The organism is Deltaproteobacteria bacterium, assembly GCA_019308925.1.
Lineage (GTDB): Bacteria > Desulfobacterota > B13-G15 > B13-G15 > RBG-16-54-18 > JAFDHG01.
The window spans coordinates 1-15712 of record JAFDHG010000016.1; the positions used below are offsets into that span (position 1 = coordinate 1).

At 44.6% G+C, this 15712-nt stretch carries 17 protein-coding genes; 10 read left to right on the forward strand and 7 right to left on the reverse strand.

The features are described 5' to 3' along the window. Positions 1-406 precede the first annotated feature (406 nt). From JRI46_04015 to JRI46_04025, 3 genes are all read left to right on the forward strand, one after another. The gene (locus tag JRI46_04015) at positions 407-964 is read left to right on the forward strand and encodes a flavodoxin family protein (GenBank protein ID MBW2038748.1); all 558 of its coding nucleotides are present in this window, start codon (positions 407-409) and stop codon (positions 962-964) included. Further along, positions 945-1607, forward strand: a complete 663-nt coding sequence (locus JRI46_04020; protein ID MBW2038749.1) for an NAD(P)H-dependent oxidoreductase — start codon at positions 945-947, stop codon at positions 1605-1607. The genes JRI46_04015 and JRI46_04020 overlap by 20 nt, the downstream gene beginning before the upstream one ends. 412 nt (positions 1608-2019) lie before the next feature. After that, positions 2020-2730 carry a hypothetical protein gene (locus JRI46_04025; GenBank protein ID MBW2038750.1) on the forward strand — a complete coding sequence of 237 codons (711 nt, stop codon included), beginning with the start codon at positions 2020-2022 and terminating at the stop codon, positions 2728-2730. Positions 2731-2970: 240 nt separating this feature from the next. Here the strand turns inward: JRI46_04025 and JRI46_04030 are convergent, their stop codons facing one another. Continuing rightward, positions 2971-3402: an Hsp20/alpha crystallin family protein gene (locus tag JRI46_04030; GenBank protein MBW2038751.1), complete on the reverse strand. Its 432-nt coding sequence runs from the start codon at positions 3400-3402 to the stop codon at positions 2971-2973. Positions 3403-4019: 617 nt separating this feature from the next. On the opposite strand from JRI46_04030, the gene JRI46_04035 reads away from it, so the two are divergent. Both JRI46_04035 and JRI46_04040 read left to right on the forward strand, forming a co-directional pair. Then, on the forward strand, positions 4020-4460 hold the full coding sequence (locus JRI46_04035; GenBank protein MBW2038752.1) for a PilZ domain-containing protein: 441 nt from the start codon (positions 4020-4022) through the stop codon (positions 4458-4460). A 130-nt stretch (positions 4461-4590) separates the two neighbouring features. Next, positions 4591-5028: a DUF4124 domain-containing protein gene (locus JRI46_04040; protein MBW2038753.1), complete on the forward strand. Its 438-nt coding sequence runs from the start codon at positions 4591-4593 to the stop codon at positions 5026-5028. 187 nt (positions 5029-5215) lie between these two features. On the opposite strand, the gene JRI46_04045 is transcribed toward JRI46_04040, so the two are convergent. From JRI46_04045 to JRI46_04060, 4 genes are all read right to left on the reverse strand, one after another. Beyond that, entirely contained in the window at positions 5216-5776 is a 561-nt protein-coding gene (locus JRI46_04045) for an SPOR domain-containing protein (protein MBW2038754.1), read from the reverse strand. Positions 5777-5799: 23 nt separating this feature from the next. Next, positions 5800-6177, reverse strand: a complete 378-nt coding sequence (locus JRI46_04050; protein MBW2038755.1) for a hypothetical protein — start codon at positions 6175-6177, stop codon at positions 5800-5802. 156 nt (positions 6178-6333) lie between these two features. Then, positions 6334-6603, reverse strand: coding sequence for a hypothetical protein (locus JRI46_04055; GenBank protein ID MBW2038756.1), 270 nt, complete (start codon positions 6601-6603; stop codon positions 6334-6336). Between the two features lie 80 nt (positions 6604-6683). Continuing rightward, entirely contained in the window at positions 6684-7655 is a 972-nt protein-coding gene (locus JRI46_04060) for a rhomboid family intramembrane serine protease (protein MBW2038757.1), read from the reverse strand. A 309-nt stretch (positions 7656-7964) separates the two neighbouring features. On the opposite strand from JRI46_04060, the gene JRI46_04065 reads away from it, so the two are divergent. Beyond that, a complete protein-coding gene (locus JRI46_04065; GenBank protein ID MBW2038758.1) occupies positions 7965-9035 on the forward strand; it encodes a DNA repair exonuclease in 1071 nt (356 codons plus the stop codon). Beyond that, complete coding sequence (locus tag JRI46_04070; GenBank protein ID MBW2038759.1) at positions 9026-11356, forward strand: hypothetical protein; 2331 nt, start codon at positions 9026-9028, stop codon at positions 11354-11356. The genes JRI46_04065 and JRI46_04070 overlap by 10 nt, the downstream gene beginning before the upstream one ends. Here the strand turns inward: JRI46_04070 and JRI46_04075 are convergent. Further along, positions 11338-11565, reverse strand: a complete 228-nt coding sequence (locus tag JRI46_04075) for a hypothetical protein (GenBank protein ID MBW2038760.1) — start codon at positions 11563-11565, stop codon at positions 11338-11340. The genes JRI46_04070 and JRI46_04075 overlap by 19 nt on opposite strands. Positions 11566-11606: 41 nt before the next feature. On the opposite strand from JRI46_04075, the gene JRI46_04080 reads away from it, so the two are divergent. The 3 genes from JRI46_04080 to JRI46_04090 are packed head-to-tail and all read left to right on the forward strand — an operon-like array spanning position 11607 to position 13200. Continuing rightward, positions 11607-12089 carry an HIT domain-containing protein gene (locus JRI46_04080; GenBank protein MBW2038761.1) on the forward strand — a complete coding sequence of 161 codons (483 nt, stop codon included), beginning with the start codon at positions 11607-11609 and terminating at the stop codon, positions 12087-12089. 3 nt (positions 12090-12092) lie between these two features. Beyond that, positions 12093-12416, forward strand: a complete 324-nt coding sequence (locus JRI46_04085) for a LapA family protein (protein MBW2038762.1) — start codon at positions 12093-12095, stop codon at positions 12414-12416. Between the two features lie 40 nt (positions 12417-12456). Further along, positions 12457-13200, forward strand: coding sequence for a nucleoside phosphorylase (locus JRI46_04090; GenBank protein MBW2038763.1), 744 nt, complete (start codon positions 12457-12459; stop codon positions 13198-13200). A gap of 6 nt (positions 13201-13206) precedes the next feature. Here the strand turns inward: JRI46_04090 and JRI46_04095 are convergent, their stop codons facing one another. Next, positions 13207-15582, reverse strand: a complete 2376-nt coding sequence (locus JRI46_04095; GenBank protein ID MBW2038764.1) for a penicillin acylase family protein — start codon at positions 15580-15582, stop codon at positions 13207-13209. Positions 15583-15712 lie beyond the last annotated feature (130 nt).

Below are 15712 nucleotides of genomic sequence, written 5' to 3' on the forward strand. Positions count from 1 at the left end.
GGCTTTGGGTGAAACTCCATATTGCTTTTAACCTGGGATAGGTCAGGTTTTTGACTTATATCTTCTTAATTTGATGAAATCTGATCTTAAATTGGCTTTTGGGCAACAGACCGTTGACGTGTGACAGTTAACTTGAGAAAAACCAGGCTCAACTCTCCACAACACACCTGTCAACCCAGCCCCACAAAGGGGCCTTTTTATTGCCCGGGCATGGTTAGTATGATAAAAGGTAATCTCATATATTTAAAAATTTTTTCATTTCATTTGCAAAGTCACAATGGGTCTAAATAGAAAACTCAAAAAGCAATACCTTGCCCCTGTTCTTATTACGCAATCTGCCGCATTAATTGGGGTGAATATCTGCTGAAGCTTCGAATAAGAGTTTTTTATCCAAAGGAGTATAAATATGAACATAACAATTTTAAATGGGAATCCTGATCCAGATAATCAAAAGTTCGATGCCTACCTGGATGACCTGATTAAATCATTGGAATCATCCGATAACAATATTGTTCATTTCAAACTGAGGGATATGAAAATACGGCATTGTCGTGGATGTTTTGGTTGTTGGCTAAAGACACCTGGTCAGTGTATTTTCAAAGATGATTCACACGATATTTGTAAAGAGGTTATAAATTCTGATTTTGTGCTGTATGCTGCACCTCTGGTCATGGGATTTCCCAGTGCTGTTTTAAAAATTGCTATGGATAAGCTTATTCCGCTTCTCCTGCCCTATATAGAGCTGGTCGATAACAAGGAATGCCATCATATGAGAAGATATGACAAAGAATATCCCCCAATAGGCCTGATAATTGAAAAGGAAGATGACACTGAGAGCGAGGATATTGAAATAGTGAGAGATATTTTTGCGCGTGCTGCTCTTGACTTTAAGTCATCATGCCTTTTCATAAAGCAGATTGACGTTCCAGTGCAGGAGGTATCTGATGCAATTAACAATATTTAATGGTTCACCAAAGGGCAAGAAAAGTAATACATCTGTTCTTGTCGAACACTTTTTAAAGGGTTTTATGGAAACGGAAGGCAATAGCTATGAACTAGAATATATCGTTGATAATAAAGATGAGGGGAAACTTGTTGATATGTTTAAGGATGCCAGTCATGTAATACTGGCTTTTCCGCTTTATATTGACTGCATGCCCGGGATTGTAAAATCCTTCATTGAAAGCCTTCGACCTTTATGTGGAAAGCAGGATAATCCAAGTATTGGTTTCATGGTGCAGGGCGGATTTCCGGAAGCTTATCACAGCAGGTTTGTTGAGCGCTATCTTAAGAAACTTGCTGGGAGGCTAAACTGCCACTATGCAGGCTGCATTATAAGAGGTGGTTTTGAGGCGACTCCGTCAATGCCACGGTTTGTGACCAGGAAGATTTTTAATCGCATTTATGAACTGGGAAAAGCTTATGGAAAGGCAGGAAAATTTGACGGCCAATTAATAAACAAACTTTCCAAACCTGAACTTTTATCAGCATTACGGAAAGTATTTTTCAAAATTGGGCTTTCTCTTGGCCTGCCGAATATCTACTGGGATAAGAAGTTAAAGGCAAACAACGCATTTGAAAAGAGGTTTGATAGGCCTTTTGCATAGATGACTATTGGGTCAAATTTATAAAATATATTTGATAAACCAGCCCCCTAAAGGGGCCTTTTTATTGCCCGGGGATGGTTAATATGATAAAAGGTAATCTCGCGTATCAGTGTCCTGTACCGTGGCTATGCAAGTAAATCATGGCCTAAAACACAGGGAACAGTCGTTTGAGAAATGCTGATGGGGGCAGGTCTTGTTTTTTGAGTTATCTTCCCTCACCTCCTACTATCGTTTCCCATTCTTTCAAGGGCGTAGGAGGAAGCTCTAGGTGGTATATCTGCATTTGACGCATCCTCCAGATTTTGATATATGAAGTGCGGATATAAACACGTTACATGCAATTGGCTTCAGAGGACACAAAAGGGATATATCTTTTGATGCTTAATCATTTCACTTTATGGAGGTAAAAACTATGAAAAATCTCATCAAATGGATTATTCTTGGGTTACTGCTTCTATCTATTTTTAGCATGACTTTTATGAGAACACCTCAACAGATTACCAGCATGCTGATGGATGTCTCCAGTGAGGTAAAAATCTTTTCCTTTATTGTTCACCTACTGTTTTTGGCGGTCATAGTGCTTGGACTGATCTTCAAAAAAATCAGAAATATTCTATTTTTTATATTTATTGCCTTCCTATCTCTTTCTGTGACTATAATTTCAATAAAATACATGATAGTTCCTAATATCATAATTTTCGCACTGTTCTTTGTGCTAACAGTGAATTCCTATTTGAAAAAGGAACTGAAGTTTGAGCTGAAAAACATAGCGCCGGTCAACCTGATTTTTGGAATTATAGGGATGGTGTTTGGCTTCTGGTACCTGCATTGGGTGGAAAGTCCGGTTTGGTTAAATGCATTGGTATATTCACCCTTGGGGGTTGTAAACTGTCCCACAATGGTCACTATTTGTGGGTTCATCGCTCTCACTGTAAAGCCGAGGTCAGTAATATTGGAGGCAACCGTCGCCCTAATCACTCTTTATTTTGGTTTTTTTGGTATCTTCAGGTTAGGGGCATATATTGACGTTACACTGATACTTTGTGCTCTCTTTTTAATAGTGAGATTAGGGTCTTATTTAACTTATGGAGATATTTTTGGAGAAAGAAAAGCAACAGGTTGAGCCGAAGCTATAATAAAGAAGAGGGAATTGGGGTCTGCCCGTTGACATTTGATTTAGAAAATCAGGGACAATCCTACAAAATAGATGCGATAAACCTACCCCCCAAGGGGCCTTTTTAATGTCTGAGCGTGGGTATTATTATAAATTGCAACAATCAGCATGATTTTTCAGCAGATGCATAAAAAAGGGGGGCATTGTTTCAACCATATTACCTTGAAACAATGCCCTTGAGCAGTGAGGTTATTTAGCCTTCTGTTGGGGTTTATTCTTTTTTCTTGGCTTATTTTCCTTGACCTCTATCTTCTTGGCCTTCCTCTCCTCAGCCTTTGGCAGGGTGAGTTTCAAGACGCCGTCTTTGTACGTTGCCTTTGATTTCTCTGTCTTCACATTCTCGGGGATTCGGAAGCTGCGCTCGAATGAACCGTAATGTCTCTCGACCCGGTGGTAATGTTCACCGTTCTCTTCCTTTTCCTCTTTCTTTTCCCCTTTGACGGTAAGGATACCATCTGAAAGCGTTACATCAAGGTCCTTCACATCTATTCCGGGAATTTCACCGGTAATCATATATTCTTTTTCTGTTTCAGATATATCAAAATCAGGTACCAACGCCCTCTCCTTACCGAAAAGCTCTGGAAGTTCAAGGTCATTGAAAAACCAGCCAAGTACATCCATCTCCGGTATTAAGGACAGAAAACTCTCTGTCCTTGGTACCAATCTTAACATCCTTGTCATATCTGCCACCTCCCTTTTCAGTTCAACTACCCTTAATAGAAATTTAATCATTATCGTTATTGATTCAAGCGTGAGTAAGGATAATTTTTGGTTCGACTTAGGGGTTACAGTAGAGATCAGATCCTTCTTTTTGTCACCTTTGAGGTTAACCTGCTTATCCTTGCCAAAAATGTGGTCTCAGCCCTTGCCCTTGGACAAAGTGAATATCCTGCCTAACAGGGTATCAAGTTATGATTTGGATAGCTATGAGCTATGAATCATGAGCCATTGTCATGTGATAATTTGCTGATGGGGTCTGCCTCAATAAGGAACTCCTGAGAGCGGGGCTTGCACGGTATTACAAGCGTTATTTGAAAGATAAGGAGTTAGCACAACTTGAGGTGGAGGCCAGGGCAAAGGAATAGGGTTGTAGAATGATCCCCATCTTGGTCCACCGTGGGAAGGGAGGAAGATAAACAGAGGAGGATAACGGCAGAGAGGTTGAAATCTTTTCATAGTTTTGATAATTATTATTTACGTCTTAAAATTCATTTTGTTGTTATAAGTAGGAAAGCCAAATGGTTAAGCGGCGTAAATTTGAAAGACTTGAAGTCCCTATTCCATTGAGTATGAGGCTGTTGGGGGTATTTGGTTATCCCCCACCTGCAAATGCGGAAACTAGAAATATTTCTCTTGAGGGCCTATCAATAGAACTACAAGAAGGAGAGGAATCCTTAAATCTGATTCCTTACCTAGTATTGGATAAAAAGGGGGTAGAATTGGACATAGAGATACCTCCAAAAGGTGAAAGGATCAGAGCGATAGGAAGGGTTATATGGTATGACTTTGGCTCAAGAGAGACATTATATTATTTCAGGGTAGGGGTCTTCCTAGAAGAAATGGAAATTGAAGATAGAAAAAAGTGGGAGAGTTTCGTAAGGAATATAGCTCAAGAAGAAGATGAAGACTTGACCCAAAAACAGACGCTAACAGAAATTGAGGAAGAGGCGAAGGCGTAAAAGGTTGGGTTGTGGAGTGATCCTTATCCTGTTGCGCCCTGGGCATGGAGGAGAATAAAAAGAGGGAGATAATAACGGGTTTCAGGATTGATCCGAAGCTTTTTTTCTGAAATTAAGCCCTACCATGAAGATGAATCTGTCCGATAGGCAGAAGATATTAACTATTCTGAGCTCATTATTCTTTATTTTTATCATTTTCTCTTTACAATCCCTTACAGAAGCGGAAATTTACAAATGGGTTGATGAAAAGGGTGTGATGCATTTCTCAGATACCCCTCCCAGTGACAAAGGAGCCGAAGTACTCACAGGACCTCCAGTTAATAAAATTGGAGGTCCTGAGCCCACCCGTCACACAAGCCCATCCATATCAAGATCAGAAAGGATGAAAGAAAAAAATAGATTAAGAAAAATAATTAAAGATTATGAGATCAATATTGATAAATTGAGAGAAAATATCAAACAATACAAAGCAAAAATAGCAAAGTTGAAAGACCGAAAACATGATATGTGGGGTTACTACAAGACTTATGGTTCACGTTCTTACTATGTTATAGAAAATTACGACTGAATGATAAGAAATTATGCAAAAAAGATAGAAGAAGAGCAAAGGAAAATCGTCGATTATCAGCACAAAATCGCTGATATAAAAAATGCCGTAGAAAAGTTAATACTGAGTGATTAGATTATTTATTGTGGAATCGGATTTGATCCAATGCAAAGCAGTCGGTAATTTGCCGTTGAGCGCTGTTCCTGCTTTACCTCTTTGCTTCTTTTAACTCTCTCACAAAGGAATCTATCCCTTCCTTCTTTTTCAATGCCCGGGCAAAGGCCTGAGCCTCTCCCCGAGTGGGAAATCGGCCCAATGAGACCCGATACCAAGTTCCCTTTTGGGGAATAGTGGCCTCCGTGACAAAGGTCTTGTAACCCTTCTTCTTCAATTCGTTCATTAACCGTTCAGCCCTAATACTTTTCCTGAAGGACCCTACGTTTACGGTATACCTGCCTGGTGGAAGTTTCCACTCGGGTATAGCCCGACCTTTGGGCTCTTCAACAATGGCAATCTGGGGTTTTCCCTCCTCCTTTGGCTTAATCTCGGGCTTTTTCTCCTCTACCTCAGCAACTTTGTCCCCTTTCTCTTCCCTCCCCTTCTCTTCGACAGCCCCTGGAGTAGTAGGCTTCTCTTTCCTCTCAGTGGGTACAGTGGGATACTTCATCCGCACCTTAACGCTTTGGGACTTTTTTACCTCTGGTTTCATAACGATGAAGACCGCCAGTGCTAAAATCCCCAAGCCGGCACAGATGAGGGCAACACGCATTGGGGAGCGCCTTTTTGGGGAAGCTAAGATTTGGGGCGGGGATGCAGTTCCGGTGGCGTTTCTCCTGCCTTCGAGTCTTTTTCCTCGGCTTTCAGGTCATCTCCCGGGCCCCGATCGGAGGAGACGTGTACCTCTTCGGCGTTGTCCTTTTCCGGTTTTTTGTCGTTGATGTCCTTTATTTTTATTCCCTCCGAAAAAACAAGGCCAATTGTTACGAGGATAGAGGAAACTTCATTGGAAGTCAATTCTCCGCACGGGGAGATACAATTTCCCTGAATTGGGGGAAAGCACATTGAGCATTGCCCTTCTCCAAGATCACTCTTCAACCCATCTGTCCATCCAAAGTATTTTATGCTAGTATAACTGCGGCAAAAATTGCTCCCAAAGGTAACTTCGTCCATCCGAGCCCGTTTATTGGAAATGGCCTTAGTAAGAAAGCTTCTCAGCAAAAACGCAGACAGTATCATTGACCTCGTTGCAGGATTATTGCCAAGACAAAACTCGCTGTTACAAGAGCAGCACAGGCAAAAAAGGCAAACGTATAGGCATCAGTTACATCAAATAGATAGCCAGCCACGATAGGACCAGCCGCCCACAACTACCTTGGGACCAAATCGGTCGTTCAGCCTTCCGGCAACAATGTACAGGAACCCGTGTAAGACCAAGGAGACGGAATAGGCGCCTGAAATCGCCGCCTTAGTCCAGCCAAATTCATTAATTAATGGCTCGAGAAACAATCCGAAGCTATATGCGGCTCCCCAGGACAGTGTTATGATGCCGGTGGCAACTCCAGTTATGACGTAACCATAGAAAATGGGTCTTTTCATTCTGTTAGACCTCTTAATCGTGTCAGAAGAGGGGGGCGTCATCCCTATTCCCCACACGAAAATCCTTATATGGCCGCAGCCTAGTCCTTTATCTCCACCTTTAGATAGAGGTCCCCGCGGACACCTTCAGATGTCTGTTGCCCCATCCCTTTCAGTCGGAGCGTGGTTCCCTCTGAGACGCCTGGCGGTACGGTCAAGAGAAAGGACTTTTTCTTGAGACCGTGGACGACACTGATCAGTTTGCGCGCCCCCAAGCGGGCCTCACGCTCGCTCACAGAGATAACCCCGTAAATATTTGGGTCATCGCCACGGCCGGCAGGACGGATCACCTGGAGCCGTGGCGTTGTGCGTTTCTTGGTCACGCCCCGAACCTTTCTGTCCGCACTCGTTTCAGGTAGCATCTCAAAGAGTTTCAAAAAGATGATGCCAAATATAAATCCACCAACATGGGCCCACCAGGCAATGCCTCCTGCCTTCCCTGAGGTGCCTGCAGCGCTCAGAAACTGAAACAAGAACCAAACACCGAGGAAAAGGAATGCGGGAACCTCTGCAAAATAGAGAAAGAAAAAGATAGGTACCAGGGCCAGCACCTTTGCTCTGGGATAAAGTATGAGGTAGGCCCCCATCACGCCGGCAATGGCGCCGCTGGCACCAATGGTGGGTATCTGAGAATGCCAGTTGAGAGCGAGGTGTGAGACCCCCGAAGCCAATCCGCACAGCAGATAGAAGGCGAGATAGCGGAAGTGTCCAAGCCGGTCTTCCACATTGTCGCCAAAGATATAGAGAAACCACATGTTACCTAGCAAGTGAAGGAAACCGCCGTGCAAAAACATAAAGGTGAGAAAAGAAAGCACCTGCTGGCCGTTGGTGAAGTGTGCCGAAATCTGCGGCACACTGTACCGTGCGGGGACAAGCCCGTAAATATAGATGAATTCCTTAAGTCTTTGTCCTTGAAACAACTCTATGAAGAAAACCAATACGGTGACCGCGATGATGAGGTTGTTGATTATAGGATAAGTTTCAGACCGATTGGTATCTCGAATAGGTATCATTGCATAACAAAGCTACCAAAGCCCGATGACAGAGTCAATGGAGATGTCGGACCCGCCTTACACCTTCAATCCCTCTTTCGAGCTTACTTCAGGGGACAAAGTCCCCTGAAGTAGGGCCAAAAAACATTGTAATCCGGAAAGGTCTTGCACTGTCCCCCCTTATAGTGATATTTTCTCGATAATATGATGGCCTTCGAATACTGTATATAATTTATAATATTTTTAACAAAATTATGGAAAAAATTTTATGGTAGTTGTGTCATAGCCGCTAGTATTGTTCGAAACTACCTTTGAGAGATATGAAATAAAATGAAAATACTCCATACAGCAGATATACATTTAAAGGGATATGAAGACGAGAGATGGAAGGCCCTCCGAAAACTAATTGAAATCGGGAAGGAAGAAAAGATCGAAATTTTTGTGATAAGTGGAGACCTCTTTGATAAGGGCATTGATGCTGAAGACCTCAGGCCCAAAATACGGGAGCTATTCTCCAACAATGGCTTTAAAATTGTCCTTATACCCGGAAATCATGACATGGACTCTTATACAGGTGGTATGTATTTTGGCGAGGATACAGTTACCCTGACAGATTTAAACAGTCCTTTTGAATATAAGGATGTAAAGATATGGGGAATTCCTTTTGAGCCGATAGAAGGAGAAAAGATCCTTACCAAACTCCGTTCATTGGCACATAATTTGACCCCTGGTAAAAAAGATATCCTGCTCTATCACGGGGAGTTGCTTGATACTTTCTTTTCCAGGAGAGATTTTGGAAACGAGGGTGAAGAAAGGTATATGCCGGTTAAGCTAGCTTACTTTAAAGATCTAAAAATCGATTATGTACTTGCAGGTCATTTCCATTCACGCTTTGATGTCCGGAGGTTAGAAAATGGGGGATATTTTGTTTACCCAGGGTCTCCTATTTCGATAACTAAAAGAGAGACAGGGCAGAGGAAAGTAAATATCTTTGAAGTGGGAAAGCCACCCAAGGAATACCCTCTTGATACTCCTCATTTTGAAGAAGTGGTTATAGAATTCGATCCTTTTAAAGACAAAAAGCCCATAGAGGCTGTGGAAAAATGTTTTAATAATCTTCACCCAGAGGCAAGGACTATTCTAACAGTTAAAGGATTCGTAAATGGTGAAGCTATCGGAATGAACGAGACGGAGCTTGTAAAACAAATAGAAGAGGTTGTTGTACACAGATGTGCCGAGAAGCCACATTATGAATTCAAGGACATACAAACGATACTTGAGGATGACTTATTTAAAAGCTTCGTAGAAAAACTTGAACGAACCGATTACGATGAAGAGAAGAAAAAACAAATGCGTGATATAGCAATTAAAGCAATGATGGAGGCACGGTCATGGAAATAAAGGAATTTTCAGTAATGCGATATGGCCCTTTACCGAATACTGGGCGAATTTCTTTACACAATTTTAATCTGTTTTTTGGTAAAAACGAAGATGGGAAAACCCTCACGATAGATGCTTTAGTAAAGTTATTATTGGGGCGAAATATTAGAGATTTTGAATACATAGATCGGGTAGAGGAAAATCCAGAAGGCTATGTAATTATAGAAGGCGATGAAGGCAAAGAAATCAAACTGCCAGAAAAAGGGAATTTAACAAATTTTACAGGCCTAACTTCTTCAGAATGCCGTAATATTTTCATAATAAGGAATAGCGACCTCTCTATTTACTCTGAAGGTGAGTTTTATACTCATGTGACAGATCGACTTACGGGCTTAAGAACCAAAGAGATTTCCTCTATAAAGAAGAAACTTCAGGAGTTGGGAAGACTTACACGAGCAGATAGTAGCGCTGGTCTCTCAGATAGAGAGGACTTTGGGAACATAAAATCCAAGGTAGAGAATGCCCACACGGTAATAGAAAAGATAGATGATTTGCAGGGGTTAGTTAAAGAAGAAAAATTTGATGAACTTGAAGAAGAGTCGGTAAGGCAGAGAGAGGAGATTGAGAGAATTGAGCAAGAAATTGAACGCCTTGAGGATGCCCGAAAACGAGAGAAATATGAAAAAGGAAACGAAGCGCTGGATAAGCTCAAGGAAGCTTTAGACAAATTGAACGAGCTGAAATTTTACAATGAGGATGATGAGCAATTATGGAGAGATTGTGGAAGAGATATCCAAAGCCACAAGGAAGAAAAAGGAAATTTAGTTACAAAACTTAGGGGAACTGAGAAAGAACTCAAAGAAACCGACAAAAATTTAAGGGAAAAGGAAAGAGATTTTCAAATCTTTGAAGAAAGAAAGAAAAGATTGGATGAAGTTAGGACCGAATTGAACCTCTACGAGGTTAAGCGTGGGGAGTGGGCACAAAAAGAGCAAAGAAGCAGGTTATGGTCCAGGTTATGGATAATCTCTGCAATATTACTCGGGGTATCATTACTCGGGCTCACCCTCAGGCCATCGTTACCATTTTACATTTTGGGCCCACTATTTTTTATTTCGACCATAGTTTTATTAATACCTAAATTCCAATTTGTACGAGATAAGGCTTGGCTGGCAGGAGCGTTCGAAAGAATTAAATTAACCCTTTCCAAATTTGAATTGAGTGCCGAGACCATCGAAGGGATTAATTCCAATATACAGCAGTTTGAAGAAGAACACAGTAAGAAGGCTGATGAGATACAGGAAATAACGAGGAGAAAGGAAAACTTAGAAGATAGGATTGTGGAATTACAGGACAAAACAATACCAAGCGAAGAAAAGAGGATTAAAGATGCACAAGAGCAAATAGATAATATAAGAAGAAAATCACGAGTCGAATCTTGGGATGATTACAGTAAGGGACTTAAATTAAAACAGCAATATGAGAAGTCATTAGGGGAGGAAAGAGGTATTTTACTGAACCTCTTGGGGACAAAGGGCGAAACATTGGGGCAGAATATTTTTTACTGGGATCGGGAAATTAAGGCGCTTGAAGAGTATCAGAATAAATCTAAAGAGATCGAATACGATGAAAGCACCGTTTCAAAATTGAAGGAAGAGAAAGTCGCGTCGCAAACGAAACTGGCCAAGTTAAATGATAAGATGGTGGAGTTGCAAAAGTATCTTGAAGACATAGAAAGAGATGCAAATAAGGTCCTACAATTAGAAGCAAATTACTTGCATTGCAAAACATCTGTAGATTTAGACGCAGTGAGGAATGAGTTGCAAGAATTCATAAATGAAAACGAAACCAATAAAGATGCTGTCTTAAAAGTCATGAAAGTTTTTGAAGAAATAGAGGTAGAAGAAAAGGAAAAGGTTTCTGAGCTCTTTGGTAAAGATAGTCCTATCTCGAAATATTTTAACGGAATAACAAACGGGCTTTATGAAGAAGTACTCTTCAATCAAGAGAGGGGAAAAATCGCGGTTAGGCGCAGGGATGGAGTAATATTAGAAGCGGAAAAACTATCCGGAGGTGCCTACGACCAATTATATCTCTCTATTCGACTTGCCCTTGGAGAAAAGATCTTAAAAGGCAAGAAAGGCTTCTTCATCATGGATGATCCCTTTGTAAAAGCAGATCCAGATAGATTGCAAAGACAAATTGAGATGCTTAATAGGATTTCTGGGTGGGGGTGGCAAGTAATATACTTCAGTGCAAAAGGGGAAATTAAAGATGTTTTAAAGAAAAATATAGATAGCGGTGCCATTAACTACGTCGAAGTTCAAGGAATATTTGCTTGACTCCTGAAAATATTAGGTTTCATCAAGCTCCTCTTTATCTTATAAGCTCCTTTGTGAACTTTGACCCAGAACGCCTGCAGAGCTGAGGAAACTGCTGGATATCTTGAAAGAGGGCCACCAAGTAATCCTCTTACCTCACGACCCCCGTCATTTTCCCTGGAACACCTCCTCTTGGAGCTAACGGGGAGAAAGGGTTTGACTTTTCCCATCTTCATGGATAACATAAAGATGTTGTTGTGGAGATGTACAGATGCAGAAGTTGTGGGCCCCTTGGAGGATATCGTATATATTGAATGAGAAGGAAGACGGCTGTATTTTTTGCAACAGTCTGCAAGTAGGAGATGACCGTAAAGGTCTAATCCTCCACCGGGGGAGGTATATCCTCGTCATGTTGAACAAGTATCCGTATAATAACGGACACTTGATGATCGCCCCCAAGCGCCATGTGAAATCCCTGGAAGATCTGGGGGCAGAGGAGATGAACGATCTGATCTCCACCATCCAGCGCTGTGTCTTTCTCTTAAAGAAGGTTCTTTCCCCCCATGGATTCAATATCGGGGCCAATCTGGGGAAGGTGGCAGGGGCAGGGGTAGAGGATCACCTCCACTTTCACATCGTCCCCAGATGGGAAGGGGACACCAATTATATGCCGGTCCTGGCTGAGACGCGTGTCATCCCCGAGCACCTGGAGGATACCTATGATCGGCTTTACCAGGTCTTTAAGGACTTTTAGGTCATGAGGTTATTAAAGGCCGTCCTCATCGTCTTCCTTTTTTTCCTCACCGTCACCTTTTGCTTGCAAAATATGGAAGAGGTGCAGATCCACTATTACGGATTGATAGATTCCTTTAGCGCCCCCCTCTTCACCGTGGTGTTGGCCGCCGTGCTGTTAGGGGTCATCATCGGGGCAATAGGGGGGATGCTGACCAACATAAAACTCCGCATGGAGCTCAGGAGACAGATAAAAGAGGCGGGAGGGATGGGAAAAGAGCTGGAGGCATCAAAGGGCGAAGCCACCCCCAAACCGGAGTTCCCCTCCTTCCTCTCCAGCAGCGATTAACCCCGCAAAAATGGACTTCTTCGACCCTGGAGGGGGACCCTTGGTCACCCCCAAAGAGATGGTGAAAAACCTCACCCATAGGTGGATTGGTGAGGAGGCCCTGCAGGTGGAAGCCTGTGCCCTGATCACCGTCATACCCCATGACCTGAGGGCCTTGACCAAGACCCTACGGGGGAAGCTTCTGAAGCCGTGGAAGGGGTACAGGGAGGTATACCGGGGGTACCTGGGAGAGGAAAGGGTGACCTTGGCTCTTTCCCCCTTTGGTGCTTCCAATGCCGTAGCCCTAGCAGAGGAGCTTGCTTCCTTTGGAATGCAGAAGGCCCTCTTCTTAGGCTATTGTGGCTCCCTGCAGCAGAGGGTGAGGGTTGGGGATATAGTCATCCCCACCGAGGCCATAAGGGAGGAGGGGGCATCCTTCCACTATCTCCCCCCAGGTGTTACCAGCCAGCCCCACCAGGAGATCCAGGCCATTATCGTGGATATCCTTCAGAAGAACAAGGTCCCCTACCATCAGGGTAAGATCTGGACTACCGATGCCATCTATCGGGAGACAAGGGGCAAGGTAGGGAGGTATCAAGAAGAGGGGGTTCTGGGGGTAGAGATGGAACTCTCCGCCCTTTTTGCCTTTGGGATGGCTCAGGGGATAAAGGTAGGGGGTTTATTGGTAGTCTCGGATGAGCTCTTTGGAGGGAATTGGCATCCCCGCTTCTTTTCTCCGAAGCTCATCAGAGGGGTAAAAAAGGCCCGCAAAATGGCAGTAGAGACCTTGCGAGGGATGCTTTAGACATCCTCATTGTTCTTCATCATCTACTTTGTTCTGGGGGATCAAGCGCAATAGGTGGGGACTATGGGCCTGGACATCCCTTTTGTAAAAATAGATGGGGTGATATTCCCCCTTAGACCAAAGGGTGAGGAGATCCCGATAGTGGGGGTGGAGGGGATGGCCAGATTGGCCGGGGGGGTGAACGCACACCGAGCGGGAGAGATCACCTAGATCGATGACTTGGCGATAGGAGGCGATGGTGTTCACGGTGAAGGGGTGGGCGGGGTCAAATCCTGCGTGGTTTATCGTATATTTCTCCCCCATAAGGGGCACGGGTGGGAGATTGAAGATGTAATTCAAAGGCCACCTCTCCCCGAAGGGGTGTCTAAAAAGACATCTATGCAGCTTCCCCCACCTCCAGTCCTTCATTTCTGGGCCGAGTCTCCTCTCCAATTCTTCCAGGGTATCCTGCAGGCTGCGCAAGAGGATGTCGTCTCTGCCCTCCTGGGTTCCCGTACTTATGTCGTCAAACCATGGGCTTATGGGGTCATCGATGATCTTGACGAGGAGTTCAACCCCCCTCTGGTGGGGAGAGTTAAGGAGGCCATAGCGGATCTCGAGATACTGGGGGAGGAGTTCCCCCAACTCATCACCGAAGGTCTTCTTCAAAAGGTGCAGCAGGGCCATTTGGTAGATGGTGGCGGGGACGCTGTCGACGGGGAAACGAAAGTCCCAATCCCGAAGATAGGACTGAGCCTCTTGGATGCGGGGATCGGAAGAATCCAGTTTGAGGAGATAAGGGGTTAGGATCCGGGCGGGTATAGAGAGGACATCCGCCTGGATCTCCTGAAAATCCAGCAAGGAAAGTCTCTCCTTTGCCTGTAGGAGCTTCGTGATCCGCTGGATGCGAAAGGGGGGCGCCCACTCAAGGCTAATATAATAGGGATAATGGTCCCCGAGGGGGTTGTTATTGGCCGTGGCGATGAAGTGTTCTGGGGGGTTATATAGATGCGGAAGTTCCTCAAAGGGTATATACCCCACCCAATCATATTTCCCCGATGCGCCATCTACGGGATACAGTCCGAAGTCGGAGGATCTGATGGGTATCCTCCCTGCCCCCCAGTATCCGATGTTCCCATCCTTATCGGCATAGACGAAGTTCTGAGGTGCCCCCTGATAGTGACTCAGGGCATCTCTGAACCCCTTCCAGTCCTGGGTCCTGTCGAGCATTAAAAAGGCCTGCAGTTCATCGCATGATTCCTCGAAAGAGGTCCACTGCAGGGCCAGGGGTTGTACCAACCCAGGGATCAAATGATCGATTAGGGGCCCGTGGCGGGTGAGGCGTACCTCTAATATTATGGGATCCTTCTTTTCCTTCACCCAGATCTCCTCTTTTGTCACCTTCATTTTCTCCAACCTTCCTTTGTAGAGATAGAGATACGGGTCATGGGAGCAGACCTGCTCCCAATAGAGGTCTTGGACATCGGCCTCCATATTGGTCACCCCCCAGGCGATCCTCTCATTGTGTCCGATTACTACGCCAGGGGTCCCGGGAAAGGAGACACCTATTACTCGGTATCCTCCCCCATCCAGATGGTTTTCATACCAGATGGAGGGGAGGAAGACCCCTAGATGGGGGTCATTGGCCAGCAGAGGCATTCCAGTGGTGCTCTTTACCCCATCTACCACCCAGTTATTGCTCCCTCCGCCAATCACAGAGAAGGAAGACTTCCCGTGGATTACATCCGGCAGATCAGGGGGGAAGTGAACTGGGCAATATGGAGGCAGGAGTTCTGCGGCCTTGTTCGTCCCTAGACAGGAGGAGAGTTGGGCCCGCAAGATCTCTGAAGCAGCGTTTCTGGCCAGTATCAGGAGAATGACCCTGCTGATGGCCAGGCTGTCCTCCGGACGCCAGGGTCCGGGCCGATAGCCCAAGAGCCTGAACTCCAGGGGGAGACGGTCTTGGTGGGTTTCGATAAAGGCGTTAACACCGTTGGAGAAGGCCCTTAAGGCGATCCTGCTCTCGGTGGAGATGCTCATTATGTCACGTTTGGCCTCCCGCCCCAGCCCTATTGTCCGGGCAAAGAGGTCCATCTCTAGGGCCTTTTCCCCAAAGACCTCCGCCAACCTCCCCTGCCCTAGCCTGCGCAGCAAGTCCATCTGCCAGAGGCGATCCTGGGCCATGACATACCCTTGGGCGAGGAAGAGGTCATGGGGGTCTTGGGCGTATACATGGGGTACTCCATAGGAGTCCCTGTAGACCTCCACCGGGGCCTTCAGTCCCCTCACATTCGCCTCCCCCTGAAAGGACGGGCAGGAGAGGGTCAACCAGTGGTGTAAGTAGATAATACCTATCCCAATAACCACAATAATCGAAAAGGGGACTAAGATTTTGGGATTCATCTTTTCATGACCTCATTTTTACATGGTTGTGCTAAGCTAAGCTCCCCTATAAATCTATCCCAACTCCTCCATAAAAGGGAAGGGATATGTTGACATGATGGTAGATGAGGCATAATATTTTTTGGATCTT

Bases quoted from the DNA above. Each gene is read 5' to 3' on its own strand.
- JRI46_04015 (MBW2038748.1), top strand. From the start codon at position 407: ATGAACATAACAATTTTAAATGGGAATCCTGATCCAGATAATCAAAAG.
- JRI46_04045 (MBW2038754.1), bottom strand. From the start codon at position 5,776: ATGCGTGTTGCCCTCATCTGTGCCGGCTTGGGGATTTTAGCACTGGCG.
- JRI46_04095 (MBW2038764.1), bottom strand. From the start codon at position 15,582: ATGAATCCCAAAATCTTAGTCCCCTTTTCGATTATTGTGGTTATTGGG.
- JRI46_04035 (MBW2038752.1), top strand. From the start codon at position 4,020: ATGGTTAAGCGGCGTAAATTTGAAAGACTTGAAGTCCCTATTCCATTG.
- JRI46_04025 (MBW2038750.1), top strand. From the start codon at position 2,020: ATGAAAAATCTCATCAAATGGATTATTCTTGGGTTACTGCTTCTATCT.
- JRI46_04080 (MBW2038761.1), top strand. From the start codon at position 11,607: ATGCAGAAGTTGTGGGCCCCTTGGAGGATATCGTATATATTGAATGAG.
- JRI46_04075 (MBW2038760.1), bottom strand. From the start codon at position 11,565: ATGGGAAAAGTCAAACCCTTTCTCCCCGTTAGCTCCAAGAGGAGGTGT.
- JRI46_04050 (MBW2038755.1), bottom strand. From the start codon at position 6,177: ATGGACGAAGTTACCTTTGGGAGCAATTTTTGCCGCAGTTATACTAGC.
- JRI46_04085 (MBW2038762.1), top strand. From the start codon at position 12,093: ATGAGGTTATTAAAGGCCGTCCTCATCGTCTTCCTTTTTTTCCTCACC.
- JRI46_04040 (MBW2038753.1), top strand. From the start codon at position 4,591: ATGAATCTGTCCGATAGGCAGAAGATATTAACTATTCTGAGCTCATTA.
- JRI46_04020 (MBW2038749.1), top strand. From the start codon at position 945: ATGCAATTAACAATATTTAATGGTTCACCAAAGGGCAAGAAAAGTAAT.
- JRI46_04070 (MBW2038759.1), top strand. From the start codon at position 9,026: ATGGAAATAAAGGAATTTTCAGTAATGCGATATGGCCCTTTACCGAAT.
- JRI46_04060 (MBW2038757.1), bottom strand. From the start codon at position 7,655: ATGATACCTATTCGAGATACCAATCGGTCTGAAACTTATCCTATAATC.
- JRI46_04055 (MBW2038756.1), bottom strand. From the start codon at position 6,603: ATGAAAAGACCCATTTTCTATGGTTACGTCATAACTGGAGTTGCCACC.
- JRI46_04030 (MBW2038751.1), bottom strand. From the start codon at position 3,402: ATGGATGTACTTGGCTGGTTTTTCAATGACCTTGAACTTCCAGAGCTT.
- JRI46_04065 (MBW2038758.1), top strand. From the start codon at position 7,965: ATGAAAATACTCCATACAGCAGATATACATTTAAAGGGATATGAAGAC.